At 59.1% G+C, this 25,588-nt stretch carries 18 protein-coding genes; 11 read left to right on the top strand and 7 right to left on the bottom strand.

The features are described 5' to 3' along the window. The first annotated feature begins 108 nt into the window (after positions 1-108). From KTT_RS19965 to KTT_RS19930, 8 genes are all read left to right on the top strand, one after another. Positions 109-1,443 (top strand): amidase, encoded by a 1,335-nt coding sequence (locus KTT_RS19965; protein ID WP_235845777.1) that lies wholly within the window; start codon positions 109-111, stop codon positions 1,441-1,443. Next, positions 1,440-2,306, top strand: coding sequence for an FAD binding domain-containing protein (locus KTT_RS19960; protein WP_160145994.1), 867 nt, complete (start codon positions 1,440-1,442; stop codon positions 2,304-2,306). Before KTT_RS19965 ends, KTT_RS19960 begins: the two co-directional genes overlap by 4 nt. 211 nt (positions 2,307-2,517) lie before the next feature. After that, complete coding sequence (locus KTT_RS19955) at positions 2,518-3,042, top strand: (2Fe-2S)-binding protein (RefSeq protein ID WP_126597667.1); 525 nt, start codon at positions 2,518-2,520, stop codon at positions 3,040-3,042. A gap of 120 nt (positions 3,043-3,162) precedes the next feature. Then, a complete protein-coding gene (gene cutA, locus KTT_RS19950; RefSeq protein WP_126597666.1) occupies positions 3,163-5,583 on the top strand; it encodes an aerobic carbon-monoxide dehydrogenase large subunit in 2,421 nt (806 codons plus the stop codon). A gap of 649 nt (positions 5,584-6,232) precedes the next feature. Beyond that, the gene (locus KTT_RS19945; protein WP_126597665.1) at positions 6,233-6,706 is read left to right on the top strand and encodes an MOSC domain-containing protein; all 474 of its coding nucleotides are present in this window, start codon (positions 6,233-6,235) and stop codon (positions 6,704-6,706) included. Positions 6,707-7,106: 400 nt separating this feature from the next. After that, complete coding sequence (locus KTT_RS19940) at positions 7,107-8,354, top strand: cation:proton antiporter domain-containing protein (RefSeq protein WP_126597664.1); 1,248 nt, start codon at positions 7,107-7,109, stop codon at positions 8,352-8,354. 342 nt (positions 8,355-8,696) lie between these two features. Further along, on the top strand, positions 8,697-10,043 hold the full coding sequence (iscB, locus tag KTT_RS19935; protein ID WP_126597663.1) for an RNA-guided endonuclease IscB: 1,347 nt from the start codon (positions 8,697-8,699) through the stop codon (positions 10,041-10,043). Continuing rightward, on the top strand, positions 10,040-11,413 hold the full coding sequence (locus KTT_RS19930; RefSeq protein WP_126597662.1) for a pentapeptide repeat-containing protein: 1,374 nt from the start codon (positions 10,040-10,042) through the stop codon (positions 11,411-11,413). Before iscB ends, KTT_RS19930 begins: the two co-directional genes overlap by 4 nt. A 78-nt stretch (positions 11,414-11,491) precedes the next feature. Here the strand turns inward: KTT_RS19930 and KTT_RS19925 are convergent, their stop codons facing one another. The 5 genes from KTT_RS19925 to KTT_RS19905 form a co-directional block, all read right to left on the bottom strand. Next, the gene (locus KTT_RS19925; RefSeq protein ID WP_126597661.1) at positions 11,492-12,607 is read right to left on the bottom strand and encodes a methyl-accepting chemotaxis protein; all 1,116 of its coding nucleotides are present in this window, start codon (positions 12,605-12,607) and stop codon (positions 11,492-11,494) included. 719 nt (positions 12,608-13,326) lie between these two features. Next, the gene (locus tag KTT_RS19920) at positions 13,327-13,827 is read right to left on the bottom strand and encodes a cupin domain-containing protein (protein WP_160145993.1); all 501 of its coding nucleotides are present in this window, start codon (positions 13,825-13,827) and stop codon (positions 13,327-13,329) included. Positions 13,828-14,121: 294 nt separating this feature from the next. Then, the gene (locus tag KTT_RS19915) at positions 14,122-14,979 is read right to left on the bottom strand and encodes a helix-turn-helix domain-containing protein (RefSeq protein WP_126597659.1); all 858 of its coding nucleotides are present in this window, start codon (positions 14,977-14,979) and stop codon (positions 14,122-14,124) included. A 27-nt stretch (positions 14,980-15,006) separates the two neighbouring features. Then, positions 15,007-15,207, bottom strand: a complete 201-nt coding sequence (locus KTT_RS37140) for a recombinase family protein (protein WP_235845851.1) — start codon at positions 15,205-15,207, stop codon at positions 15,007-15,009. A gap of 329 nt (positions 15,208-15,536) precedes the next feature. Beyond that, on the bottom strand, positions 15,537-16,088 hold the full coding sequence (locus KTT_RS19905) for a DUF4334 domain-containing protein (RefSeq protein WP_126597658.1): 552 nt from the start codon (positions 16,086-16,088) through the stop codon (positions 15,537-15,539). Between the two features lie 506 nt (positions 16,089-16,594). Between KTT_RS19905 and KTT_RS19900 the strand changes: the two genes are divergently transcribed. Both KTT_RS19900 and KTT_RS19895 read left to right on the top strand, forming a co-directional pair. After that, positions 16,595-17,815 (top strand): PLL family lectin, encoded by a 1,221-nt coding sequence (locus tag KTT_RS19900; protein ID WP_126597657.1) that lies wholly within the window; start codon positions 16,595-16,597, stop codon positions 17,813-17,815. Between the two features lie 762 nt (positions 17,816-18,577). Next, entirely contained in the window at positions 18,578-20,401 is a 1,824-nt protein-coding gene (locus KTT_RS19895) for an N-acetylmuramoyl-L-alanine amidase (RefSeq protein WP_126597656.1), read from the top strand. A 159-nt stretch (positions 20,402-20,560) separates the two neighbouring features. Here KTT_RS19895 and KTT_RS19890 read toward each other — a convergent pair whose 3' ends face one another. Continuing rightward, positions 20,561-24,094 carry a protein kinase domain-containing protein gene (locus tag KTT_RS19890; protein ID WP_126597655.1) on the bottom strand — a complete coding sequence of 1,178 codons (3,534 nt, stop codon included), beginning with the start codon at positions 24,092-24,094 and terminating at the stop codon, positions 20,561-20,563. 225 nt (positions 24,095-24,319) lie between these two features. On the opposite strand from KTT_RS19890, the gene KTT_RS19885 reads away from it, so the two are divergent. Next, the gene (locus tag KTT_RS19885; RefSeq protein ID WP_126597654.1) at positions 24,320-24,694 is read left to right on the top strand and encodes a hypothetical protein; all 375 of its coding nucleotides are present in this window, start codon (positions 24,320-24,322) and stop codon (positions 24,692-24,694) included. Between the two features lie 72 nt (positions 24,695-24,766). On the opposite strand, the gene KTT_RS19880 is transcribed toward KTT_RS19885, so the two are convergent. Beyond that, entirely contained in the window at positions 24,767-25,582 is an 816-nt protein-coding gene (locus KTT_RS19880; protein WP_160145992.1) for an ABC transporter permease, read from the bottom strand. Between the last annotated feature and the right edge of the window lie 6 nt (positions 25,583-25,588).

The raw sequence follows: 25,588 nt of genomic DNA, 5'->3' as shown, positions 1-25,588 counted from the left end.
GATATCCTTTATTATCATTATATCATGCCTCCTGTTTATTTCTTGTGGTTATATATGCATTTTTGCTTCTTTGTATGCTAGATGTAGGAGAGAAGAGGAGGTTCGCCCGTGATTCATTCGGCATCGTTGATGGGGACCGCGGCCGCGCTTCGTAGTGGTCAGATGGACCCGGTGGCGTATATCGATACCCTGTGCGCGTGGATCGATACGGTCGATCCACAGGTGCACGCGCTGCTGCCGGAAGAGGATCGCCGGGGCCGCTTACAGGCCGAGGTGGCCGCGCTGCAGCGGCGTTATCCTGATCCCGCCAGCCGTCCGCCGCTGTACTGTATCCCGGTCGGGATCAAAGATACTTTTCGGGTCGATGGATTTCCGACGCGGGCGGGATCGCGTCTGCCGGCGGAGCTGTTCGCGGGCGAGGAAGCATCGTGCGTACGCGCGCTCAGAGAGGCCGGGGCCTGTATCCTGGGCAAGACGGTGACCACCGAGTTCGCCTATTTTGAGCCGGGAGAGACGCGCAATCCCCACAACCTGAATCATACGCCCGGTGGCTCCAGCAGCGGCTCGGTGGCGGCGGTGGCGGCGGGAATGTGTCCGCTGGCGCTGGGGACGCAGGTGATCGGCTCGACGATTCGCCCGGCGGCATTCTGTGGCATCGTCGGCTTCAAGCCAACCTATGGGCGCATCCCCATCGATGGGCTGGTGCGCTGCGCGGACTCGGTGGAACATGTGGGCTATTTCACGCAGAGTGTGGCGGACTGCTCTTATGTCGCACCGCTGCTGTGCCGCGACTGGCGCGGTGAGGATAGCGTTCGCGTTGAGTCTTTACCTGTCCTGGGTGCACCCCTTTCTGATGGACTCTATCTTGCCCAGGCGTCCGCTGAAGCCCTGGCTGCTTTCGAAGAACAGCTCACGCTGCTAAAAAAGGCGGGGTATCGCATCCGCCGTATACCTGTGCTCCCTGACATAGAGAAAATCAATCGTCAGCATATGCGCATGGTGTTCGCGGAAATGGCCCGCGTGCATGCCCCGTGGTTCACACGCTATGAAGCGCTCTATCGGCCACGAACCCTGGCCGCGATTCGCGAAGGGCAGACGGTGAGTGACGAAGAGCTCAGGCAAGAACGTGAGGGGCGTGCCAGGCTGCGCGAGATGATAGAAACTCTCATGAAACAGGCAGGCATCGATCTCTGGGTCACCCCGGCAACGCCGGGTCCAGCCCCTGAAGGATTGGACTCGACTGGCAGCCCGTTGATGAATCTGCCCTGGACCTACGCGGGGCTGCCAGCGATTACGGTGCCGGCGGGACTGGCGGCCAATAATCTACCACTCGGCCTGCAGTGTGTGGGTGCGGCGATGGCGGATGAGCAGTTGCTGTCATGGGTCGCGCCCATGGCGGATATACTGGCGAGCCGATTGCAGTTCCTGGAGGACCAGGCATGAAACCTGCGCCTTTTCAGTACCGCGCGCCCGGCGCCCTGGCTGAAACCCTGGCATTGTTAGATCAATGCGGCCCGGATGCGAAGATATTAGCGGGCGGGCAGAGCCTGATCCCGGTCCTGAACATGCGCCTGGCCGCTCCACGATACCTGATCGATATCAATCGCGTCGCCGGACTGGATTATATGGAGGATCGGAAGGGCTACCTGGCGATCGGGGCCCTTACACGTCAGCGCAGCGTCGAGCGAGCAGAGATAGTCAGGCGGCGACATCCACTGCTGGTAGAGGTCATCAAGTATATCGGACATATGCAGATCCGCAATCGCGGCACCATAGCGGGCAGCATCGCCCACGCTGATCCGGCCGCCGAGCTGCCGGCGCTACTGACCTGCCTGGATGGCGAGGTAGTGGCGCGCAACAGTTCCGGCGAGCGCGTTATCGGGGCCGATCGCCTCTTTACCGATCACCTCACCACCTCATTGGAGGAAGGCGAGATACTCACGGAGGTGCGCTTCCCCTGGCTGACGCCACAGGCTGGCTGGTCCTGCATCGAGTTCGCGCGCCGGTCCGGCGACTACGCGCTGGCGGGCGCCATCGCGATCGTATGCGCTACATCCAGGGGCACGTGTCAATCGGCGCGCATCAGCTATTTTGGCATCGCCCCCACCCCGATACGCGGCCACGAGATCGAGCGTATGCTGATCGGAACGACGCTTGATGAGGCGACACTACAGACGGCCGCCCGCATGGCTGAAAGTCTGGTCGATGACGATTTCAATGATATCCACGCCACAGCGACCTATCGACGCGCCCTGGTAGCCGAGGCGACCAGGCGCGCCCTACAAATCGCGTGGCATAAAACGTAGGTTCGATCCTTGCGGTCGATTTCCCTCCCCGCACAATTCCCTCCTCCAAACATATGAGGCGTGATCGTGCGGGGAAGGAATAATCGACCGCATAATATTGAAGAAAAGAAGAAGGGGTAAAAGTGTTGGCAGAACACGAAAACGATCCCGTAGGCGGCATAGGATTGCGGCCTATGTATCGCTGTTCCGGTTTGAAAACCGCAGCAATCCTATGCCGCCTACGAGGGGGGACGTAATCGTGGAAGATGAGACATTTTCGGTGGGTGTGAGCGTGAATGGTCGGCGCTATGAGCGGCGGGTGCCAGCGCGCCTGCTGCTGTCGGATTTTCTGCGCCATGAGCTGCACCTGACGGGGACCCATGTTGGCTGCGAGCATGGCGTCTGCGGTTGCTGTACGGTCCTTCTTGAGGGAGAGCCGGTGCGCTCTTGCCTGATGCTGGCGGTGCAGGCCGATGGGATGGAGCTGACGACGATTGAGGGCTTCGCGGGGCCACAGGAGCCGCTGCACCCGATTCAGCGGGCATTTCAGGAGAAGCACGCTCTGCAGTGCGGCTTCTGTACGCCCGGCATCATCGTTTCGGTGCAGGCGCTGCTGCGCGAACATCCCACGCCGACGGACGAAGAGATCCGGCATGGGCTGGCCGGCAACCTCTGCCGCTGCACGGGCTATCAGAATATCGTGGAAGCGGTCAAACTCGCGGCGGTTTACATGGCGGATGATACAATTTTGCGTTGATGGAACGTGGGTGTTCGGGGACGGGGTCGCCTTCGGCTCCAAGCCGGAGCAAGCCCGGTTGAGGATGCCGGGGGCATCCTCGCCAACGGGGGTGCGTTGTTCAAAGGAAAGGGGTGAGGTATGGCGACGCGTTGGTTTGGCGCTCCTGTGCGGCGCAATGAAGATCCGCGCCTGCTGCGGGGAGAGGGGACCTATGTCGATGATATCGATCTGCCGGAGATGCTGCACGCGGCTGTGCTACGCAGTCCCTACGCGCGGGCAAAGATCAGGGGCATCGATACGCGGGCGGCCCGCGCTCTGCCGGGCGTACATATGGTGCTGAGCGCCGCCGATCTGGGCGAGGTGCTGGAGCCGTCGCCACTGTTGATCCCGCACCAGGCGCTGACGCAGCCGCGCACGCAGCTTCCCCTGGCTACCCACGATGTGCGCTATGTGGGAGAGGCCGTCGCCTTTGTGGTGGCGGAGAGCCGCTATCTGGCCGAGGACGCACTAGGCCTGGTCGATGTGGAGTATGAGCCGCTGCCCGCCGTGCATAGCCTGGCGGTGGCATCGGCCTCCGAGGCCCCGCTCGTGCACGAAGACGTTCCGGGCAATCTGGCGGCCCACCTGGTACAGAGCGTTGGCTGTCCGGATAAAGTGATCGCCAGCGCGCCTCATGTGATACGCGAGACGTTCGAGATGGAACGCGGCGCGGCCATGCCGCTGGAGTGTCGCGGCATCGTGGCGCGCTGGGATCGCTATGAGCAGATGCTGACCTGCTGGATCTCAACACAGGCACCGATCCCGCTGCGCAACGGGCTGGCCGCCATCTTCCACCTGCCGGAGCACAAGGTGCGCGTGATCGCCCCCGATGTCGGCGGCGGCTTTGGTCCCAAGATCATGCTCTTCTATCCTGAGGAGGTGCTAACGCCACTGGCCAGCATGCGGCTGGGCCGGCCCGTCAAGTGGATCGAAGATCGGCGCGAGAACTTTATCTCGACCAATCAGGAGCGCGGCCAGCTGCACGAGGTGGAGTACGCCTTCGATGACCTGGGTCAGCTGCTCGCCGTACGCGATGTCTTCCAGCACGATACCGGCGCCTATACGCCCTACGGAATTATGGTACCGATTATTACCGCCTGTTCGCTGCCGGGACCCTATCGACTCAAGCACTACGCCAGCGATTGCCGCGTCTTCTACACCAACAAGGTGCCGGTGAGCCCCTACCGTGGCGCCGGGCGCCCCCACGCGGTCTTCGTGATGGAGCGCATCATGGATCGCATCGCCCGCGAGTTGGGCATGGACCGACTGGAGGTGCGCGCGCGCAACTTCATCCGGCCCGAGGAGTTTCCCTGGGACGTTGGGCTGGTCTACCAGGATGGCGGACCGACACGCTACGATAGCGGCAACTACCAGGCCGCGCTGGATAAGCTCAAGGAGCTGCTTGATTACGGCGGCTTCGCGATACGGCAGGCACAGGCTCGCGCGCAGGGCCGCTACCTGGGACTCGGCGTTGGCTACTACGTTGAGGGAACCTCGATCGGGCCATATGAGGGGGCACACGTGCGCGTCGAGAGCGATGGCCGCGTCTTCGTCTCTACCGGCGTCACCTCGCAGGGGCAGAGCCATCAGACGGTCTTCGCGCAGATCGTGGCCGAACAACTAGGGATCGAGCCAGGAAATGTGCTGGTGACGGAAGGGGACTCGCAGGCCTTCTACTGGGGCGTCGGCACCTTCGCCAGCCGGGCCGCCACCATCGCCGGCTCGGCGGTCCACCTGGCGGCGCTCAAGGTACGAGAAAAGGTGCGGACGCTGGCCGCCGAACTGCTTGAGGCCTTACCCGAGGATATCGAGCTAGCGGGTGGCAAGGCCTTTGTCAAAGGGACCCCGCAGCGCGCGCTGACGCTGGGACAGCTGGCCATCAAGGCCAATCCCTTGCGCTACACCTATGGTGAGAGCGCGCGTACGCTGGCCGCCATGAACCTGGCCGCCGCCCGGCCGGGACCCGCCCTGCCATCCGAGCGCGGCGGCCCCGGTCTGGAGGCCGACGGCTTCTACAGTCCCCCGCACGGCAGCTTCGCCAGCGGCATCCATGGGGCGATCATCGAGGTTGATCCACGCACCGCCATGGTCTCGTTCGTCAAATATGTCGCCGTCCACGACTGCGGCCGGCTGATCAATCCGCTGGTCGTAGAGGGACAGGTGCATGGGGGCGTGGCACAGGGGATCGGCGGCGCCTTCTTCGAGCGCCTCGTCTTCGATGAGACGGCGCAGCCGCTCAGCGCAACCTTCATGGACTATCTCATCCCGACGGCCGCCGAGATCCCCGACATTACCGTCGAGCATATCGAGACGCCCTCGCCGCTCAACCCGCTGGGCATCAAAGGGGTCGGCGAGGCCGGGACCATCCCGGTGGCGGCCCTCTTCGCCTCCGCGATCGACGACGCGCTCTCACCCTGGAAGGTCCGCATCCGCGAGATGCCCCTGCACCCCTGCCGCCTGCACGAAATCATCCAGGCCGCCTCGGGGACCACGCCTCACGATCCTGTTCATGGCGGTTGATAGGAACATCGTCGCGAGACGAGGGGAAATCGACCGCAAGGGTTGAACCTACTGCTCTGTTAAAGTTCATTTGATGGGGGAGCGGGGATGCAAGCGAGCATGCCGGGGGCATGATCAAGCGGCTAGCCCCTTGACTGGGGGTTCGGGGGCTGTGCCCCCGGCAACTCCTCCCCCTCTCGCCCGCGTAGCGGTCGAACAATCCATCAAACAAAGTTTGACAAAGTACTTACGGGAGGTATGTTCATCAATCATTATGGGAACGGCCTTCGAGGCAAGGCGTTTTCGCATGTGAAAACAGACAATTGACAGGATGAGGTTGGCACGTATACACTAATAAAGGGATATTCTTGACCTGTATCGCGATAAGGAGATTCTGATGCCTGTTGAAATGGCGGGAGATAATCCGTGGCAGACATGCCCACGGGTGGATTCTGCCCTTTTCTAGAGGGTGCCTTTTTCTATATATAGGAGAACAGGCTCAATCATTCCTTAGCTGACTTTAGACCGTGGGTATGCATAAACACGCATCCACGGTCATTTGCTTTTTGGTTAATCTATCATTGTTTAGGCAGGCCGTGGGTCTTCGTGACTCGCGGCTTTTTTGTTCCCTTTGCTTCCTGGTGAGAAGCAGAAATAGGAAGGTTTTTATATGTGGACTGGAAATGTCATCTCTATACATATTGCCGATACAGTGGGCGCGCCGATGCAGGCCCTGCAAATGGTGAGAGCCGTGGCAGGGAAAGGATTGGAAGGAGATCGTTACTTCAAAGGGGAGGGCTTCTACTCCTGGTTTACGGGCCCGTTGCGCGAGATTTCGCTGATCGAGGCCGAAGTACTCGAACGGCTAGAGCGCGATCATCATCTTGTTCTGGAACCCGGAGAAACGCGGCGCAACATTATCACACGGGGAGTGCCCCTAGGGCACTTGATCGGGCAGACTTTTCGGGTTGGTTCAGCCCTGCTGCGTGGCGTCGAGATCTGTGAGCCATGTCAGCACCTGGTAGAGGTGACCGGCAAGAAGCCGCTACTATCAACGCTCATTCATCGCGGAGGATTGCATGCTCAGATTATCGCCGACGGCGTGATTCAGATTGGCGACGCCATCGAACCCATTGAAGGCTGATTCTCATTTTGACATCATCATTGCGGAGAGTCCCAAAAATCGGAGCCTCTCCGCTTACATATGCGTGTTAAAAGTCAGAGGACAGCGAGAGACCGAGATGAGATCAACATTCTTGATATCGTATTGGCCAGAACACGGAAATGTATCCTCGTAGGCGGCATAGGATTGCGGCTTTGCCAACACGTTTTCTCCCTTCTTGTTTTCTTCAATATCATAGATTTCCCCTCACCCACATTAATATGCAACATCCATGCATTCGATTCCAATGACCGATTTTTCTTCTCTCCTATGAGTTATACGAAAGGGTAACACGATGGCGGAAAAAGAGCGGGGCTCAGCGTACAGATAGATGATCTTACATGATGGTGTCTGATGCGTTGAAAAGGAAAGGACTCGCTTCATGCTCACAGGGCAGATTCTTATGGAGCTGATCGTGATTCTGATTACGGTGCAGGTCGCGGGCTTCCTCTGTCGTCTGATTGGCCAGCAATGGGTCATCGGTGAAATCCTGGCCGGACTGGCATTGGGTCCATCGCTCTTAGGATTGTTCATTCCCGGTCTGCAGTCGCAGCTCTTTCCGGCAAGTGCTTTGTCCACGCTGCAGGTGCTGGGCGACATCGGGCTGATCCTGTATATGTTCGCCCTGGGGGCGCACCTGGATACCGGGCAGATGCTGCGCCAGAGCCGCACGGCCGCCATGGCATCGCTGAATAGCATGCTGCTACCCTTTGTGCTCGGCGCCCTCTTAGGCTGGGGACTCTATCCGGCCTTCGCGGGGCCACATACCAGCGCGCTGACGTTTTCTCTGCTGGTGGGGACCGCCATGTCGATCACGGCCTTTCCCGTGCTGGCCCGGCTGCTGGCGGAAAAAGACATGCTGCACTCCAGGATCGGCCTGCTCGCCCTTACCTGTGCCTCCGCCGGTGATGTCGTCGCCTGGTGCCTGCTGGCGATTATCGCCTCCACCTCTCACGCACAGCTATTCTCAACAGCGGCCCTGACCGTCGGGGAGACGATTTTGTTTCTCGCCGCGATGCTGCTGGGCGTGCAACCACTGTTGAAACGGCTTGTGACGGTCATCTCTTCGCAGTCGCTCCAGATAGCGATCAGCCTGACCCTGCTGCTGCTGGCCGCCTTCATCACCAATGCCATCGGCATCCATCCGGTCTTTGGCGCCTTTATCGCCGGGATCATCATGCCGCGCGAGGGCGCGCTGAGCAAAGAGCTCCACGACATGGATAAGCTTAACAATCTGCTCTTCCTGCCCATCTTCTTTGTCATCAGCGGACTGCGCACCCAGCTCGGGCAGCTGCAATCCCCTGGCATCTGGCTGATCTGCGGCCTGACCATTTCTATCGCCTGCTTCGGCAAGATCTGTGGCGGCACGTTCTCGGTGCGCCTGATGGGCGAAGCGTGGCGAGACTCGCTCGTTCTGGGTTTCTTGATGAATACACGCGGACTGGTCGAATTGATCGTGCTCAATGTCGGTTACGAGATGGGCATCCTCTCCTCCACCATGTTCGCCATCCTGGTTCTGATGGCCCTGGTCACCACCATGATCACCTCGCCCATCCTCAACCTGCTCGGCTATCGCGCCATCAGGCACCCGGTCACGAGTACAATCGCCGATAAAAACGGACCTGTGTGATCGCTTTTCTTGTTATATGATCCAAATTCTAGACGTTAATGTTGAGTATGCATTATCATATTGATAGAAAAAACGCAGCAATGGATGCGAGTCAGGAACCCCATAGCTAAAGCTAGGGGCTTGCTTCGGTAAGCCTACCTGACCAGCTTGAGGTTTGAAAGACAACCTACGTTACGAGTGAAATGAGGTACGACAGGGTGCATGCCAGCTCTGCCCGCTACGGTCAGCGATTAAACAGAGGTACAAGGGTTAACTCAGTGTCGTTGGCGATAAACCACTCGATAACTTTAGCGAGGCACACATTACCCGTGCAAACGGAGGCTCTGAAAGGGGCAACAACCAATGTCCAACGTATTCGTTGTAGATACCTATCAGCGACCATTGAATCCGGTCCACCCAGGACGAGCACGAATCTTGCTCTCCGAGGGGAAAGCAGCCGTGTTTAAACGCTATCCCTTTACGATCATCCTAAAAATTGAAGTACAGGAGCCAGCAGTACAGCCACTACGCATCAAGCTTGATCCTGGTTCGAAGACAACTGGTCTTGCGATTGTCAACGATGCCACAGGTGAGGTGGTCTTTGCTGCCGAGTTATCGCATCGAGGACAGAAGATTAAAGCCGCCCTTGATGATCGTCGAACGGTGCGCCGATCTCGTCGGCAACGCAAAACCCGATACAGAAAACCACGGTTCAATAATCGCAAGAACAAGAAAAAGGGGTGGCTCCCACCATCCTTAGAAAGCCGCATTGCCAACGTGCTCACCTGGGTCAATCGGATGTCTCGCTCTTGTCGTATCACTGCCATCAGTATGGAGTTGGTCCGCTTTGATATGCAACTGATGCAGAATGCAGAGGTGTCCGGCGTTGAATATCAACAAGGAACGCTCGCAGGATATGAGATCAGACACTATTTGCTGGAGAAGTGGGACCGAACGTGTTCGTATTGCGGATCGAAAGACATGCCATTGCAGATAGAGCACATACAGCCACGTGCCAATGGGGGCACCAATCGCATTTCAAATCTGTGTTTGGCCTGTGAAGCGTGTAATACAGCGAAAGGGACGCTCGATATAGCGGTATTCCTCAAAAAGAAACCGGAGGTACTCAAGCGTATCCAGTCCCAGGCCAAGAAGCCTCTCAAGGATGCAGCCGCCGTCAACGCCACGAGGTGGGCGCTTTTTGAGAGACTCAAGGCCACGGGACTCCCGATTGAATGTGGTTCCGGCGGTTTGACAACGTTCAATCGAACGACAAGAGCATTCCAGAAGACGCACTGGTTAGATGCTGCCAACGTCGGCAAGAGTACGCCTGATGTCCTGATCGTAAAGGATATCGTGCCGGTACTGATCACTGCCACAGGGCATGGTTCACGCCAGATGTGCCGTCCCGATCGCTATGGCTTCCCACGCACATCAGCCAAAGGCAACAAGAAAGTCAAAGGCTTCCAGACGGGAGACATCATCAAAGCCATCGTGACGACTGGCATCAAGAAAGGCACGTATATCGGGCGTGTAGCAGTTCGTTCAAGCGGATCATTTACTATTGTGACATCGACCCAGACGATCCAGGGAATCAGCTATCGTTTCTGCCGAATGGTGCATCACAGTGATGGCTATAGTTATACCAAAGGAAGCGCACTCCTCCCCATGCATGAATGCAGGGGTATCCGTGCGATTGAAAAGAGATGAATCAGCAGGAACAATCACTTGAAAGAACTCAGCCTCCTCCTGTGCCCCCCGCATGGCGCAGGGAAGCGGAGATTGACACAGCGCGTCAGGAGTTCTTGCGGCAGCGCCTGGCCATGGTGGCCGACGTTCAGCAGGGCATCTATCCATTTAAAGATATCAGGCTGACGCGCGCCGATGTCGAATGGCTGCTGGTAAATCATGAGCAGGGACGCGGCCCGGTTGATTGGAGCGATGTCAACCAGCGGCAACGGCAGGGGCTTGATCTGCGCGGGGCTGACCTGCGGCGCGCCGATCTGCGCGGCCTGCCCCTGGCCGGTCTGCGAGGTGGGCTGACACAGCCGGAGTGGGTCGCGACCACGAATGAGCAACGGGAGCAGGCGATCATCCACCTGGAGCACGCCAATCTCAGCGAGGCGCATCTTGAGGGAGCGCTCCTGCGCGGCGCCTGTCTGCAACATGCCTCGCTACGCTTCACCAATCTGGAGCAGGCGATCCTCTTCCAGGCCCGCTTAGAGGAGTCGTATCTGCGCGGCGCACACCTTGAGAAGGCCAACCTGATGTATGCACACATGGAAGGGGCCTATCTACGCAAGGCCAGACTTCCCGGGGCGGATCTACGTTATGTCCATTTCGATAGCGCGACGCTGCTCGAAAAGGTCACGCTCCATGATACATACTGGGGATGCGCGCTGCTGGCGGATATCCACTGGAACGACTGCAACCTGTCGCTGATCAACTGGCGCCGCATGCCGCGTCTGGGTGATGAAGCTTTGGCAAGAACATTCTCGATCCGCGCGGACAGCAAGAAGACCATCAAGGAGAAGCAGCGGAACCTGGATCGCTATCAGGGCGCCGCCCGTGCTAACCGTCAGCTGGCCCACGCCATGCGCTCACAGGGGATGAACGATGAGGCCATGCCCTTCGCCTATCGCGCCCTGGTCTTGCAGCGCGTGGTTCTCCTGCGCTACCTGGCCTGGGGCACCAGCATCTTCTCCGAGGAACAGGCGGGACACACGGGTATCAGGCGGCTCCTACTTGATATATGGGGCAGGCTGCACGCGGGCGCCTCATATCTCTTCTCCTGGTTCCTCGATCTACTGGCCGGCTATGGCTACAAGCCGGAGCGCAGCCTGGCCATCTACCTCGTCACCATCTTCGCCTTCGCCATCGTCTATCATGCCACCGGCGGGCTCTCCGACCACGAGGCGCTCATCTTCAGCATTACCTCGTTTCACGGTCGCGGCTTCCTCCCCGGCACCTACTCGCTGGCCAATCCGGAAACAGCCGTCTCCGCCTACGAAGGGATCATCGGCCTCTTTATCGAGGTGAGCTTCGTCGCCACCTTCACCCAGAGATTCTTTGGCCGCTAAGGGCCGGTCGTCGGCGGTGGAACATGGTCGGCCGGGTGCGGGAAAGCCGGGGCGAGCCCGCCACCTACGTTGGAGGGATCATGTGCGTGCCGGGCGGTCGGGGTCGGGGACGGACTGGAAGGGTGGGCGAGCGGCCAGCTTCTTCAGGAGCGGATCGAGCAGGGTGCCGGTGGGCGAGAGGCGCGGTGGCATACGCCTGGCCTCGGCCTCGTCGATGCTGTTGACAAGGCGCTGCACTTCGCTACGAATGCGCTGGAGCTCGTATTCGGATTGATTGGAGCGCTGCAGACGCGCCAGCAGGGTGTTGAGCGAGGAGGCAACGGTCCAGAGAACGTTCTCCTGCGCCAGCGGGACGCGTACGGTGAAGTTGCCGTTGGCGGCTTCGGTCAGGGTCTGCTGGATCTGCTGGATGCCCACCTCCAGGTCACGCTTCTGCTCGGCCAGAGCGAGTTGCAGGCGCTCAACCTCCTGGATGCGGTCAACGCGTCTGAAGGCGCGCAGGGCTCCGCGTACCCATAAGAAGGTGACGACAGCCACGACCACCTGCAGGGCGATGGGGCGCACCAGCAGGGTGTATGATTCCTGGGCCCATAGGTGCGCGAGGTCCGGGGCGTGCGCCTGCAGGAAGAGGTCCGCGCAGATACAGCCGATGTTGAGGGCCGCCACCACAAAGACGCTGACCGGCGGGAGCAGGGAGACCGCGAGCAGCTCTGAGAAGACGAGGAGATCGAAGGTGAGGAAGCCGTTCATGGTCAGCAGGCCAGATGGCGAGCTCAACAGGTTAAGCATGATGGCGGCATTGATGGTGATAACGCTCAGTATGCCGACTACGGTCACATGCCCGCGACGATTGAGGAAGATCGTCAGCAGGCAGATAGCAATGCCCGCCAGGATAATGGGGAAGAGCAGTGGATTACGGCTCAGGAGCGCGAGACGAATAAAGGCAAGCAGAACCACCAGCATGAGCAGCAGAATTACGCTGGCAAGCCGGAGGCGGCGCTGCTTATCGTGAGTGGCAAAGGAAGGCTTCGCCGCCACATCAGAGGGGGTCGCGATCTCATACCATACGCGCAGTGCCTTCATCGAACTGGTCGACTGACCCTGCTGATCCAGTGGAGGATGCCAGTTAGTATCTCTATTATGGCCATTCTGGCTATTTTTGTCCTCTAAAGGAGATGGGCGCTTGCTATCCATACACAGTCACTCCTCACGCTACAAAGCTTTACATTTCTATCGTTCGATCATCAAATAGATTTTTATATGCTATTCTTAGTTTGCTATATAATCATACATAAAACAAGAGAGTATAGTACTTTTTGAGTTCCAATTATTTTTGATAGCGTTTCGTTTAAAACTAAGTAAAAACTAATCCAGAAGGATACGTTATAGGTATAACATGCCTTTTATTTCCGCCTTCGGCGGGGAGAGAGGGGAGGGAAAGCCTGGGGGACACCCCCAGACCCCCGGCAGGAGGGCTCGTCGCCCTCCTGCACCTCCTACTCGGGAGTGAGGGGGGAAGGGAAGCTCTGGGGGACACCCCCAGACCCCCGGCAGGAGGGCTCGTCGCCCTCCTGCACCTCCTACTCGGGAGTGAGAGGGGAAGGGAAGCTCTGGGGGACACCCCCAGACCCCCGGCAGGAGGGCTCGTCGCCCTCCTGCACCTCCCACTGGAGAGAGGGGGGAGAAAACACTGGGGGACACCCCCTGGCCCCCGCAGGAGGGCTCGTCGCCCTCCTGCACCTCCTACTGGAGAGAGAGGGAGGGGGGGAGGGAAAACACTGGGGGACACCCCCTGGCCCCAGCCAGGAGGGCGACGAGCCCTTCTACACCTCCTACTGGGGAGAAGGGGGAGATAAAGCTCTGGGGGGGTTCGCTGGCCGTTGGGAAGTGCGGTAGTCAGACCGTCAATCGTGTCAGTTGTTGGGCCTCAGCGGCGGTCCGACCACCGACTCGGTGTTCCATCTCTCGTCGGCACGCCGAATGACCTCGGGGTCCGGCGGCCCCGGCGGGGGAGGAGTGGGTGAGGTGACTGGCACGCCGATGTCGGCGAAGTAACGCTCACTGCCGCCTGGTGTCAGCAGGCCGAGCATGATAGCGTCCTGGTCGCCGACGACCAGGAAAGTATGCGGCACGTCGCGCGGCAGCAGCACGAAGGAGCCCGGTCCGACAGTGAAGTCCCGCTCACCACAGCGGAAGCGCACCTGCCCCTGGATGATCCATACGGCCTCGTCAACGCCGTGATGGATGTGCAGCGGCGGGCCGCCGCCCACCGAGGCGTGCGACTCGATCAGCCCATAGTGGCCGTCGGTGTCTGTGCTGCTGGCCTTGATCGTGATCTGGTGACCGCCGACCCAGAACGACTCACCATCGTTTGGTCCAACGATGAGAAGCCGGTCGAGGTCGTGCTTGCTCATTGATATTTCCTTGCTCATTGATATTTCCTTGCTCATTGATGTTTCCTTGCTCATACGGTGTATCTGAGCCTTTGAGAGAACAGCGAGGTCGAATAACCTGAAAGGAAAGCACATTGTGACCCGAATATTGCACAGTTGCTCTCCATGTTGAGTCCCCGTGATAGATTGGATGATCGCAGGTCTTCCGAATCCCATCACGGTCTTCGCGAGGGGAAATGCACGAACCAGATGGACGAGCAATTTCCGCCTTCACCGCTGTCCTGCTGCCAGAATAGCCTGCTTCAGCAAGGGGATCTAGGAAAATCTTGCGGTTTTGCGGTAAGTTCCTGGTGTCACCAGGTAGCGGCGCTTAAACTGCTGGGTGAAGTGCGATTGATCAAAAAAGCCGGTTTCACTGGCTACAAAGCTCACGTCGTACCCTTGTGCCAGTAATGTCCTGGCACGCGCCAGGCGCAACTCGGTCTGGTAGGCATGGGGAGGCAAGCCAACGGCCTGGCGGAAGACACGAGCGAGATGAAAGGGGCTCATGTGTACCAGACCACCCAGTTCTTGCAGCGACACCTCCTGGGCGTAGTGTGCTTGCAGATAGTCCTTCGTGTGCTTGATAGCAGGGTGTTCCCTGCCCGACTGAGGTAGTATGCGAGCATTTTCGGCATGGGAAAGCAGCAACGAAGCCACCAGGTGCAACAGCGTCTCTTCCTGTTGCAAACGAGAAGCCGGAGCCTGCGATCTTCTCGCAAGGTCATACACGGCCTGGCTCAAAGACGGATCAAAGAAGGTCTGGCTGGGAAAATGGGGCAAGCTCTTCTCCCTGTGCAGCAGTTCGGTGGCGAACTGTTGCAGCCAGGCAGGATCAATTGTGAGACGATAGAAGGTGAAGTCTTTCTTCTGGCCGGTCCAGGATTCTCCAGGCTCGACGACACAAAGAGTCCCATTGATGAGGGGGCCGCTGAAACGAGCGTTTCGGTACTGGAAGTCCGCTGTCCCTGAATGCGCGCAGATAATCAGGTACTCCTGAATCAAAAGCTGGCGAGAGGGGGTAGAGACGGCCACTCCCTGGAAGAGTTCGAACTGTTTGATCTGCCAGGGCCGCCACACCGTGACGCTCCCTTTGACCGCCTCACGCCCTGCGCTGGCTTCGAGAAGTTTCATAGATGCTTTTTGCTCCTTTCTCAAGCTTCAGGGCAAGCATACCCTTGCTGAGCTCCTTTTTGCTGATAAGAAGAGGTTATGCATCTGCCAGTTGCCTTTGACTGCATAGATGTAAATGCCTTTCTGCATGACCAGGGAGAGGATTTCCATGCATTCCAGCATGCTTCGGCCCAGGCGGAATAATTCACCGACAATAATCGTATCGCCCGCCTGGGCCTGCTCCTGAATAACAGCGATCTGTTGTTTCCGCCGGGTAACTTTGCCAGAAATTTTCTCTTCAATGAACTAGACATGGCCGAGATGCAAGTCGTTAGCCAGTTTCAAAATGTCCACTTTATTCTTTTCCAGGCCCTGGTCAACTTTGGAGACTCACAGATAGGCAAACGTCTATCCTGTCATCCTTGTTTCATGGGTAGTGAGGATGAAAACCTCATGCAATGAAGTTATTTTACCCCGAAAGTGAGTAAGAATACCAGTACAGGTGCGCGCCTGCGCGCTTGCTGCATCCGCATAAAACAGAGAGCGGGAACGCCTGCGTTCCCCAGGCCAGGGCACGCTCAAACACGGCGCAGCTTAAAGAAGAAGGGTTGCTCCATGCCTTTGTAGTCCATGATGCCGAGGAGGGTATTGTGGTCGATGAGGCGGAAGGTATCGTAGATGGGAAGGTTGTCGTAGATCATGGTGGCGCTGAGCTTGCCGCGATACTCAAGCATGCGTACGCGAGCTCGGGTGCGCCGGGTCTGCAGGAGGATACGCAACAGCAACACGGCCCGACGCGTCAGCGGGGTGCGCAGCAAGAAGCGCAATTTGAGGCCAATGGAGAGTGGGAGCCGCTGGGGATCGATGGCGAAGAGCACTCCCCGCCGATCCGCGAACTGTAGCGGATGAACATGGTCGCGGTCGATAAATTCTTTTCCGTACCAGCCACACGCTGCCAGCAATCCATCCATCGGATGGTTGGTCGAGACCTCGCTGCCACGCCAGAGGCCCGTCAGGGTCTCGATATCCACGCTCGGAAGCGTGTCGCACAATGCCAGCGCCTCCTGCTGGCTCATGCGATTCTGGTAAGCCCTCTCTCGCGATACGTTGGCGTCCCTGACATCTGACATCGGCGTCCTCCTCTTGCTCGATCTATATAAGCGCTATAACTACACTCCGTCGCTCTCCAAAGTTTTCGGGCTACTTCCGTCGCGTGACGTTGTCACTCCATTCTGCCATCTTAAATTGGAATCTGTCAAAATTATGTTCCTCACAGGCAGGGCCATTTAAAAGTCTTTTCTCGCCGCCTTCGGCGGCGGTGAGAGAGGGAGGAGTGAGCGGGGACTGATCATGCCCCCGGCATGCTCGCCCGCACCCCGCAAGGGGCTAGCCGCCCCTTGACCCCGCTGTTCGCTACTTTTAAATGGCCCTGCCTCACAGGGGCGACCAATCCAGTCGCGACGCGGGCTAACTGCCATTACAGGGATCGCGCGTAGTAGAGGTCATGACATTATTTATTTTCTTGCGATGCCGAGCATGAGGTTTATTTTGAGGCACAGGTAAACTGTAAGAGGATAAAGCCCATTTTTATGTAAAGATAAACATCTCCATGGGAGAAGTGAGGAGGAACGTGTCAATGGTTTCATCGGAGGATACTTCTTTGGGGAAGCACGAAGAGCGGAGCGGCTCGAATGGTAGGGTGGCTGAAGCCACACCGCGTTCAATTGGTCGTCGGGCCCTTTTCACGCAGGGACTGGTGCTGGGGGCGAGCGTAGTAGGATTGCACCTGCTCGACGGTCGCCTGCCAGTCGCCGAGGCCGCCGTGGCCCCCAGGATACCATGCTGGGAGGAGAGAGAAATAGCCCGGTGGGAGATGAGCGAGCGCGCCATAGGTACGACGCGCCTGCAGACCTGTGCGCTGGGAACCGATGGCAGAATCTACCATACTATCCGCTATCCCGGCGGCTCCTGGCAACCTGCGTTTGGCAACGTCAATGCCCAGGAGAGCAACGGCGGCACGCTGCGCTTCACCGATATCGATTGCGGGGGCGCCCTCGACAGCCTGCATGTGACGGCGGTAACGCGTGATGGAACCATCTGGCATACGATCCGCCTGGCCAACGGCTCCTGGCAACCCTTCTTCGGCAACGTCAATAACCAGGAGAGCAATGGCAAGATGCTGCGTTTCAGTGATGTGAGCTGCGCTGGCACCACGAGCAGTAAGTTGCACGTGGCGGCACTGACCAGCATGGGAACCATCTGGCACACCATCCGTATGGCCAATGGCTCCTGGCAACCCACGTTTGGCAACGTCAATAATCAGGAGAGCAACGGCCGCTTGCTGCACTTCACGGATGTTGATTGCGCCACCGTGGGCGAAAATCTGCATGTGTGCGCGATCAATCGAAACGGCACCATCTGGCATACCATCCGCTTCGCCAACGGCTCCTGGCAGTCCTCCTTTGGCAACGTCAATAATCAGGAGAGCAACGGCCGCTTGCTGCGCTTCACCTCGGTAGGATGCGCCGCCATCGATAGGAACCTGCATGTAACGGCGACCGATGAAAAAGGCGTCCTCTGGCATACCATCCGCTTCGCCAACGGCTCCTGGCAGTCCTCCTTTGGCAACGTCAACAATCAGCAGAGCAACGGCGGGAGTCTGCGCTTCTCGGATGTTGACTGCGCCAATGTAGCCGGTGATCTTCAGGTGGGGGCGGTCGGCCTGAATAAAGCCCTCTGGCACACCATCCGCTTCGCCAATGGTTCCTGGCAGGGCGCGACCGGCAACGTCAATGCCCAGGAGAGCAACGGCGGCACGCTGAACTTCACCTCGGTGGGCACCGCTGGCACCGTGTAGACAGGTTCCGCCCCCTGGGCCGCTTAGAAACGGCCAGCGACCCCTTTCCCGCCGCAGGCGGATGGTTGTAGGAGGGCCTCAGCGGCCCTCCTGCCGGAGCCTGGGAGCGTCCCCCACCCATCCCTCCTCCCCTCTCCCTACCACAGGCAGGAGAGGCAGGAGAGCCTCGGCAGCCCTCCTGCCGGGGGCGTGAGGGCGTCCTTTCAAGTATAGGTTTTCAAGGGCCTTGCCCCTTGAACCCGCTTGTGCCGCCTGACGGCGGCACAAGGAGAGGGAAAATCAGGGGACACCCCTGAAACCCCGCCATGGGCTGCCGCCCCTGGACCCCGCTCCAAAAGACCTATACCTGTAAGCCCATCCCTCCCCCCTCTCCCTACCACAGGCAGGAGGTGCAGGAGGGCCGCCGAGGCCCTCCTGCCGGGGGCGTGGGGGCGTCCCCCACCCATCCCCCATCCCCTTCCCCGCCGAAGGCGGGGAGACAAGAGGAACGTGCGCGCCCGGGCACGGGGTCGCCTGACGGCTCCAAGCTGGGGCAAGCCCAGCACCTACGGGGGCTTATGAATGTATTTATTCATTTTCTGTTTTTGGTTGACATATTGTTGATGCGTCTTTATACTATTATGTATGAGCCGGGCATTCTACTTTTCGATACTGTGATCTGCTTTCTGTATGAAAGAATCATGATTATGGCATTTCTATTGCTATTTGTTCATGCGTACCTTAAACGTGTGCTTGAACCTATCAATGAAAGGTTTTGCACGGATGCAAAAATCTCCTCGATCTTTGTATTTCAAGTATTTCGTGTTAATCCCCTCACTTCTCTGTTTGCTGTGTTCCACCGCTATCGGGCTGATGAGCAGCAGCGCCTATGCGGCTACCGCGGCCTCTCAGGGGAATGCGAGCGTTAACGATGCGATCGCACAGGCTTCTAAGGAGACCGGCGTTCCGGCGGAACTGCTGAAGGGGCTCTGCTATATGGAGGGCCGCCTGAGCAACCATCAAGGCAAACCGAGCCTGGACCATGGCTTCGGCTGTATGCACCTCATGCAGAATAAGCGCGCCGATACGCTGTCCCTGGCCGCTCAAAAGCTGGGCGTATCGACCGATCAAGTGAAGAACGATATCACCCTGAACATTCGCGGCGGCGCGGCCGTGCTGAAGGATGAGGCGATCAAGCTCTCTCCCAGCCATACGGAGCCTACGAAGCTGGCGGACTGGTATGGTGAGATCGCGCAATATAGCCATTCTGAGACGCACGCGACGGCCATCATGTATGCCGACGCGCTCTATAAGTTGCTCAATAGCGGCTTTAGCGCGCCGACGGATAGCGGTGAGACCGTTACGCTCGCGCCACAACATGTGCAGCCCAATACGTCAACGGCCGCCCCGGTGAAGGCCATCACTACGGCACCGGGATGTAAAAACGACGGCAACGTGGATTATCCGGGGGCAGTCGATTGTATCGTCGATCCCAATACCTTCGACTGTAATATCGTGCCCGCCGGCTATCCCCATTGTACCTATGAGGATGCCAATCGACCAGATGATCTGACGGTCAATTATGTGGTCATCCACGACACCGAGGAGTCGCTGGAGGGCACGTTCAACGTGTTCCAGGACCCCAATAGCGCCGTCAGCATCCATTACGTGGTGGATACCGATGGCACGGTCTACCAGTTCTTGCATGATAAGGACGTGGCCTACCAGGTCGGCAACTTCTGGTATAACCAGCACTCGATCGGCATCGAGCATATCGGCTGGGATGCGACTGGCTATCTGTGGTATAACGCGGCCCAGTATCTGGGTTCGGCCAGGCTCACCGCCTACCTGCTGGACAAGTTCAACATCCCACTGGATCACGAGCACGTGGTATCGCACGGCACGGTACCATCGCCGATTCTGACCACCAACCACGTTGATCCGGGTCCCTACTGGCTCTGGACCTACTACCTGAATCTCATCCACAAGCAGGGAATCCCCTTCGCGGACGGCCCAACCGATCCGCATATCATCAGCCTGAAGCCAAAAACGGCGGCGCGCCCGCTGGGTGGCAACGGGACCGAGACCCCGGCCAACTTCAATTTCTTCTACCTGTACAATGGTCCCAGCACCAGATCGGGCCTTATTCCACAACTGGTAGATCCGACCGACGTCACGGATGAGACCAACAACGTCGAGAGCAACATGAGCTACTATTATCTTGCCAAAGTCAAAGATCCCGCTGGCACTGGCAACATGATGTACGAGATCTGGTATGGCGAATCGGACCAGGAGCATAGCAATCCATCCAGCATCGTGCAGCACGCGCACCTGGCCTGGCTGGCCGTGCCGCCCGACGCGGTAATAAAGGGGCACGGCACACCGGTGACCCTGACATCGAGCGACGGCAAGGATGTGCCGATCTACGGCAAGCCAGCAACCGGCGCCACCGTCATCGGCTACGCTCCCAACAACTCCATCTTCGCGTCCGTCATCACCACCAATGAGGATGGCACCGACAACCTCTGGTATGAGATCAACTACAACCATCGTGAAGCATGGGTGCCCGCCACATCGGTCACCACCGTCCACGGAGTCAAAAAATAGCGCCATTACGGCACAGAAAGGACCCGCACCACGTGCCCGGCGCACGGTGGCGGGTCTCTTTTGTGTCGTACGTGATTGAGGGAACAAAAATCGGCCGCGAGGGCCGAACATATGGGGGCGTTTCGTGCGGGAAGCGGAAATCGGCCGCAAGGGCCGAACCTACAGGAGGTGGTGTTCGATGGCGTAGCGGGTGGCGGCGATACGGGTGCTGACGCCGAGCTTGTTGTAGATCGAGCGTATGTGCGCGTTGACCGTGACCTGGCTGATGGTCAATTGTTCGCCGATCCGGGCACTGGTGAGGCCACGGGCCAGCAGGCGCAGTACGTCTATTTCGCGTGGAGAGAGGCCACCAGGGGATGAGGGGGATGGCGCTTTGATGGTGGTCTCCTGCTCAACTGGTGATGGCAAAACGGGTTGCTGGTCGGAGAGAACCTGCTCAAGCGGGAGGGTTCGTCCCGTGGATAAGAGGTTGGAGAACAACTGTTCGGGAAGGGTGGCACGGGCAATGGCGATGGCGCACTCATGATCGGGTCGCCAGGCGGCCGGCAGGGGCGTTCCCCTGCTCGCGCGCAGGGCCTCGGCCGCGCTCCAAAGGCGGACCGCCCAGGAGGGATTGCCCTGGGATGCTACGATAGCGGCCAGCCCTTCCAGGCTGAAGGCGAGGATGTGGGGAGTGGACATGTGGCGCGCCGCCTCCAGGCTCTCCTCGTGCAGGGTTCGCGCCCGGACCGGATCTCCCTGGCGCTCGACGACACGGGCATAGAGGGAGAGCGCCTCGGCCAGGTTATCCTGGGACGGTCGCCAGTTCGATGCGATCTCTCGCAAGATGGCGATACTCTCAGTCAGCAGGTCATGCGCCCGATCAATCTCGCCCTGCAGAAAGGCCAGTTGACCCTGCAGCATGAGCGTAATGCCGATGATGCGTTTGACGCCGTTCTCACGGTCGAGGGCGAGCTTTTCGTCCAGAAAAGCTCGGGCACGGCTATATTGGCCCAGGTTGATGGCCGCCACGGCCAGGATCTCCAGAATGGGGGAGATACGAAGGCCATCTCCGGTTGTCCTGAAGAACGCCAGGCTCTCCGAGGCGAGTGTACTGGCGCGGGCATACTCTCCCTGCAGATTGGCGATAGAGGCGAGGCGATGAAGGGTAAAAGCCACGCCGCCCGACACAGGTAAAGATCCTATCTGCGCGGGACTGCGCTCTCCGCGCGCGTCCAGTTGACGGAACAGGGCCAGGCTCTTCTCCAGGATCTGCTGCGCCTCCGTATATTTCCCCTGGTACATGGTAGCGATGCCAATATTGCTGAGTGCCCAACCGCTGCCCAGCGTGCCATCTATCTGCTCGAACAGGGCCAGGCTGGCCTGCCAGAGCTCTACGGCGTGGGCAAAGTTCCCCTGGTTGCTAACCAGGATGCCTAGAGTCTGCAGCGCCCAGCCCCGGGTAGCGCACAGTCGATCCCCAATGAGGGAGAGCCCACGCTCCAGAAACATACGCCCTTCGCTCGGGTAGTCGCGCGTCCACCAGAACCAGAACAAGTCATTGCACAGGTTCAGGGCCTGCTCCGCCTCACCGCGCTCAAGCAACCAGTTCAGAACGGCGCGCAGGTTATCCTGCTCGCGCTGCAGTTGATCGAGCCAGCGCCCCTTTTCGGGACTGCTGATATCCGCGCCCGCCGCGGCCGCCAGGTCCTGGTAGTAAAGCGCGTGTTCCCGCCGCGCGTCCTCCAGTTGTCCGCTGGTCTGCAAACATTCCAGGCCGTATTCACGGATTGTCTCAAGCATGGAGAAACGCGCCTCGCCCGCTGGCTGCTCCACGAGATACAACAGACTCTTCTCCAGCAGCAGATCCACGCCATCCAGAAGCGCCGCGTCCCGCTCATCGCGCAGCAATGCGCCACACACACGCTCGGCGGCCTCCAGCGTAAAACCGCCGACAAAGATAGAGAGATAACTGAAGAGGCGCTGCTCATAGCTATCCAGCAGGTCATAGCTCCACTGCAACATGCTGCGCAACGTCTGCTGGCGCGCGGGCAGCGTCGCGTCCCCCCTGGTGAGGAGTGCCAGGCGCGGAGAGAGCCGTGCCAGTAGAGCCTGAGGAGTCAGCAAACGGCTGCGCGCGGCCGCCAGTTCGATCGCCAGTGGGAGGCCGTCCAGGCGCGCGCAGATCTCCGCGATGACCGGGGCGTTGGCTTCGGTCAGGCGAAAATCGGACTGCTGCGCCTGAGCGCGCTGCACAAACAGCGCCACCGCCGCCTGCTGAGCCAGCGCCTCCTGTCCCGGTAAATGCTGCAGGTCGGGCAGAGCCAGTGGCTGAACCGAAAAGGCCTGCCCACCATCCAGGTGCAGCAGGGCGCGGCTGCTAATCAGGAGCTTGAGGCGTGGGCAGGCGGCCAGCAAGTCGACGAGCAACGGCCCCGCTGACGCGACCTGTTCCATATTATCCAGCAACAGCAGTAGATGGCGGTCTCGCAGAGCGGCGATGAGCAGGTCCAGGATGGGCCGCTCCCCCTCCTCTTTCACCCCCAGTTGCTGCGCCGTGGTAGGGAGGACCAGCCGGGCATCGCTGATGGGAGCCAGTGAGACGAAGCAGGCTCCGTCCACAAAGGAGGCGCACAGGCGCGTGGCGACCATCAAGCCAAGGCGCGTTTTTCCCACGCCGCCCGGCCCCACCAGGGTCAGAAGGCGCACGTCCGGCTGCCGCAGCAAGGCGCAGACGCGCTCCACATCCTGCTCGCGTCCGAGCAGAGGCGTGAAAAATACAGGGGCGTTCCCACGCAACTCGGGTGTAGGAGGTGGATCTTCCGTATGCTTGCCACTTGCCCCGGAAGAAAGCGAAGCCGTGATAGGTTGGGGAGTGAGAGAAGCGGGCACGTCGCGCACGGCCTGCTCTAGAGCCAGCGCCAGGTCCTGCACACGGGCGAAACGCTGCCCCGGCTCCTTGGCCAGCGCCTTCATCACCACCTGCTCAACGGCTGGTGGGAGATCGGATCGCAGCGTGCGCAGGGCAGGCGGCGGCGTCAACGAATGGTGCATCGCAACCTCGATCGGCGATCCCTGAAAGGGCAGAGTGCCCGTCAACCATTCAAAGAGCACGACCCCCAGCGAATACTGGTCGCTCGCTGACTGCGGCCGGCCCCGCATCTGTTCGGGTGCCAGGTACGCCGAGGTACCCGCGCCGGTCGCGAGACCGTCCTGTGTGCTATAGAGGTGCATAGATGGCGCGAAGACCGCCAGGCCAAAATCGCTGAGCAGCACCTCTCCCTGTGAACCCAACAAGATATTTTCCGGCTTGATATCGCGATGCACCAGGCCCTGGTCGTGGATATACTGCAGGGCCGAGACTACCTGCCTGAGCACACGCAAAAGCGTATCCATGGGAAGTCGGGTCCCTCGTGGACAAATGGTTCGCAACGTACCACCCTGCGCATATTCAAGCACCAGGTAGGCGATACCCGAGGCGACCGCGAAATCGAGCACACGCACGATATGCGGATGCTCAAGGTGCGCCATGATGCGTGCCTCCTGCAGGAAGGCTGCGCTCTGATCCTCCGTAAATGGTGTACGCACCACCTTGATGGCGGCATCTTTTTTAAGATGAATCTGCTCACCAAGATAGACATCCGCGAATCCACCACGCCCCAGGCGGCGCAGCACACGATAATTCCCCAACTGGTGACCGACCAGATCAATCATACCAATCCCCCCCTGGTCATACGCGGTCGGTTCTTCATCCAACCTTAGAAATAGAAAATATACATTTCATTAGCAAAACGACTGAATTCACAGATTTTACAGCATCGGGTACATAGCTTCTCATCATATTTTTGGTTTTTGCCGGTAAGATGATATTAGGAACTTAATATGAGTTCCTATATCATGAAGTCGTTTCGCTTATAAGATGACGGAAAAGGAGATGTGATGAAAAACAAAAAGATGGTGCGCGGTCGGCGCGACTTTATTATGGGTACGGGTACGGCTGGTATGGCGACGCTGCTGATGGGCAGAGGGGGAACGGCTTTTGCCCATTCCTCAGGGGAGAAAGCCGCCAGGAATGAGACCACCTATACCTACGCGACGCAGAATTCATGGGGGGCGATTACCTCCTGGCACACGGCCTCCGACCTCAGCTTCAGCATTGACGCGGGCACGGGGTCACCGCCCGCCAACATTTCCTGGCGCGACCAGCAGGGAAATTCCTTCGCTATCAGCTTTGCCAGCGATATGAGCAGCTTCTTTGGCTACTTCCAGCGCGTGAATGAGGGTCCCATCGCCTATCGAGGCACGCGCAAATAATCGGGCGCATTAATCGGACGCGAGGTCCGAACCTATGGTGGCGGCCGCCCCCGGTGAGGGGGCGGTATTACGTTATATTTGGGCGCCCATGAGGTTGCCGCTTTCGTAGCGGCGCAGTCCGGCGTGGAAGAGGGCGATGGCGCTCAGGATGAAGATCAGGACAACGCTCAGCATGGCGCCCAGCAGCGGCCATGAGAAGCGGTGCAGGAGCTGCAGCGGCACAAATGAGATGAAGCCGGCCGGCAACACGGTAAAAAGCAGTACGCGTACGACACCATTGAAGATGTCCATCGGATACGAGCTGAACGAGATCAACGCGTTAAAAGCCTGCTGGGACAGACCTTCGGTGTTGCCGAGAAAGAAGGCCAGCGAGCCAAGCAGGACCTGGAATGATGTATAGATGAGTGCGGTCAGCGGCAGCAGCAGGAAGAAGAGCGCGATATTCCATGGGTCGGGGCGCACCAGCAGCAGGTAGGCGCCGACGGCAAAGAGAAGATCGCCCCAGGCCGCTGGATCGGTGGCCGCGATGCAGACGTGCAGCAGTACGGAACGGGGCATGCCCAGGTAGGCGTCCAGGCCACCATTCATGATCAGCGCAGGGATCTGGCGCGCGTTACCGAAGACGGTGACACTAACGCCGAAACCACCGGCGGCAACCGCCCATAAGATGACGATATCCGTGCCCCGCCAGCCGTTGACGAGGGGGAACTGCTTGAAGTAGTTCCACCAGAAGAAGAGCCACAACGAGTCATTGGCAGCCATGGAGACGACCTGCACGATAAAGGCGGAGCGATACTCAAGCGCGGACTGTACGTTCGCCACCGAGTAGGCCGCGATCAGTCGCAGCTCCGACACGCAGCGCTTGAGCCAGGTTTTGACGTATTCCATCCTCTC

Origin of the sequence: Dictyobacter aurantiacus (assembly GCF_003967515.1) — a bacterium.
GTDB classification, from domain to species: Bacteria; Chloroflexota; Ktedonobacteria; order Ktedonobacterales; family Ktedonobacteraceae; genus Dictyobacter; species Dictyobacter aurantiacus.
This window is presented reverse-complemented; position numbering and strand designations above follow the sequence as displayed.

Coding starts and splice junctions, on each gene's coding strand:
- KTT_RS19960 (WP_160145994.1), top strand. CDS start 1,440: ATGAAACCTGCGCCTTTTCAGTACCGCGCGCCCGGCGCCCTGGCTGAA.
- KTT_RS19955 (WP_126597667.1), top strand. CDS start 2,518: ATGCCGCCTACGAGGGGGGACGTAATCGTGGAAGATGAGACATTTTCG.
- cutA (WP_126597666.1), top strand. CDS start 3,163: ATGGCGACGCGTTGGTTTGGCGCTCCTGTGCGGCGCAATGAAGATCCG.
- KTT_RS19945 (WP_126597665.1), top strand. CDS start 6,233: ATGTGGACTGGAAATGTCATCTCTATACATATTGCCGATACAGTGGGC.
- KTT_RS19940 (WP_126597664.1), top strand. CDS start 7,107: ATGCTCACAGGGCAGATTCTTATGGAGCTGATCGTGATTCTGATTACG.
- iscB (WP_126597663.1), top strand. CDS start 8,697: ATGTCCAACGTATTCGTTGTAGATACCTATCAGCGACCATTGAATCCG.
- KTT_RS19930 (WP_126597662.1), top strand. CDS start 10,040: ATGAATCAGCAGGAACAATCACTTGAAAGAACTCAGCCTCCTCCTGTG.
- KTT_RS19925 (WP_126597661.1), bottom strand. CDS start 12,607: ATGGATAGCAAGCGCCCATCTCCTTTAGAGGACAAAAATAGCCAGAAT.
- KTT_RS19920 (WP_160145993.1), bottom strand. CDS start 13,827: ATGAGCAAGCACGACCTCGACCGGCTTCTCATCGTTGGACCAAACGAT.
- KTT_RS19915 (WP_126597659.1), bottom strand. CDS start 14,979: ATGAAACTTCTCGAAGCCAGCGCAGGGCGTGAGGCGGTCAAAGGGAGC.
- KTT_RS19905 (WP_126597658.1), bottom strand. CDS start 16,088: ATGTCAGATGTCAGGGACGCCAACGTATCGCGAGAGAGGGCTTACCAG.
- KTT_RS19900 (WP_126597657.1), top strand. CDS start 16,595: ATGGTTTCATCGGAGGATACTTCTTTGGGGAAGCACGAAGAGCGGAGC.
- KTT_RS19895 (WP_126597656.1), top strand. CDS start 18,578: ATGCAAAAATCTCCTCGATCTTTGTATTTCAAGTATTTCGTGTTAATC.
- KTT_RS19890 (WP_126597655.1), bottom strand. CDS start 24,094: ATGATTGATCTGGTCGGTCACCAGTTGGGGAATTATCGTGTGCTGCGC.
- KTT_RS19885 (WP_126597654.1), top strand. CDS start 24,320: ATGAAAAACAAAAAGATGGTGCGCGGTCGGCGCGACTTTATTATGGGT.
- KTT_RS19880 (WP_160145992.1), bottom strand. CDS start 25,582: ATGGAATACGTCAAAACCTGGCTCAAGCGCTGCGTGTCGGAGCTGCGA.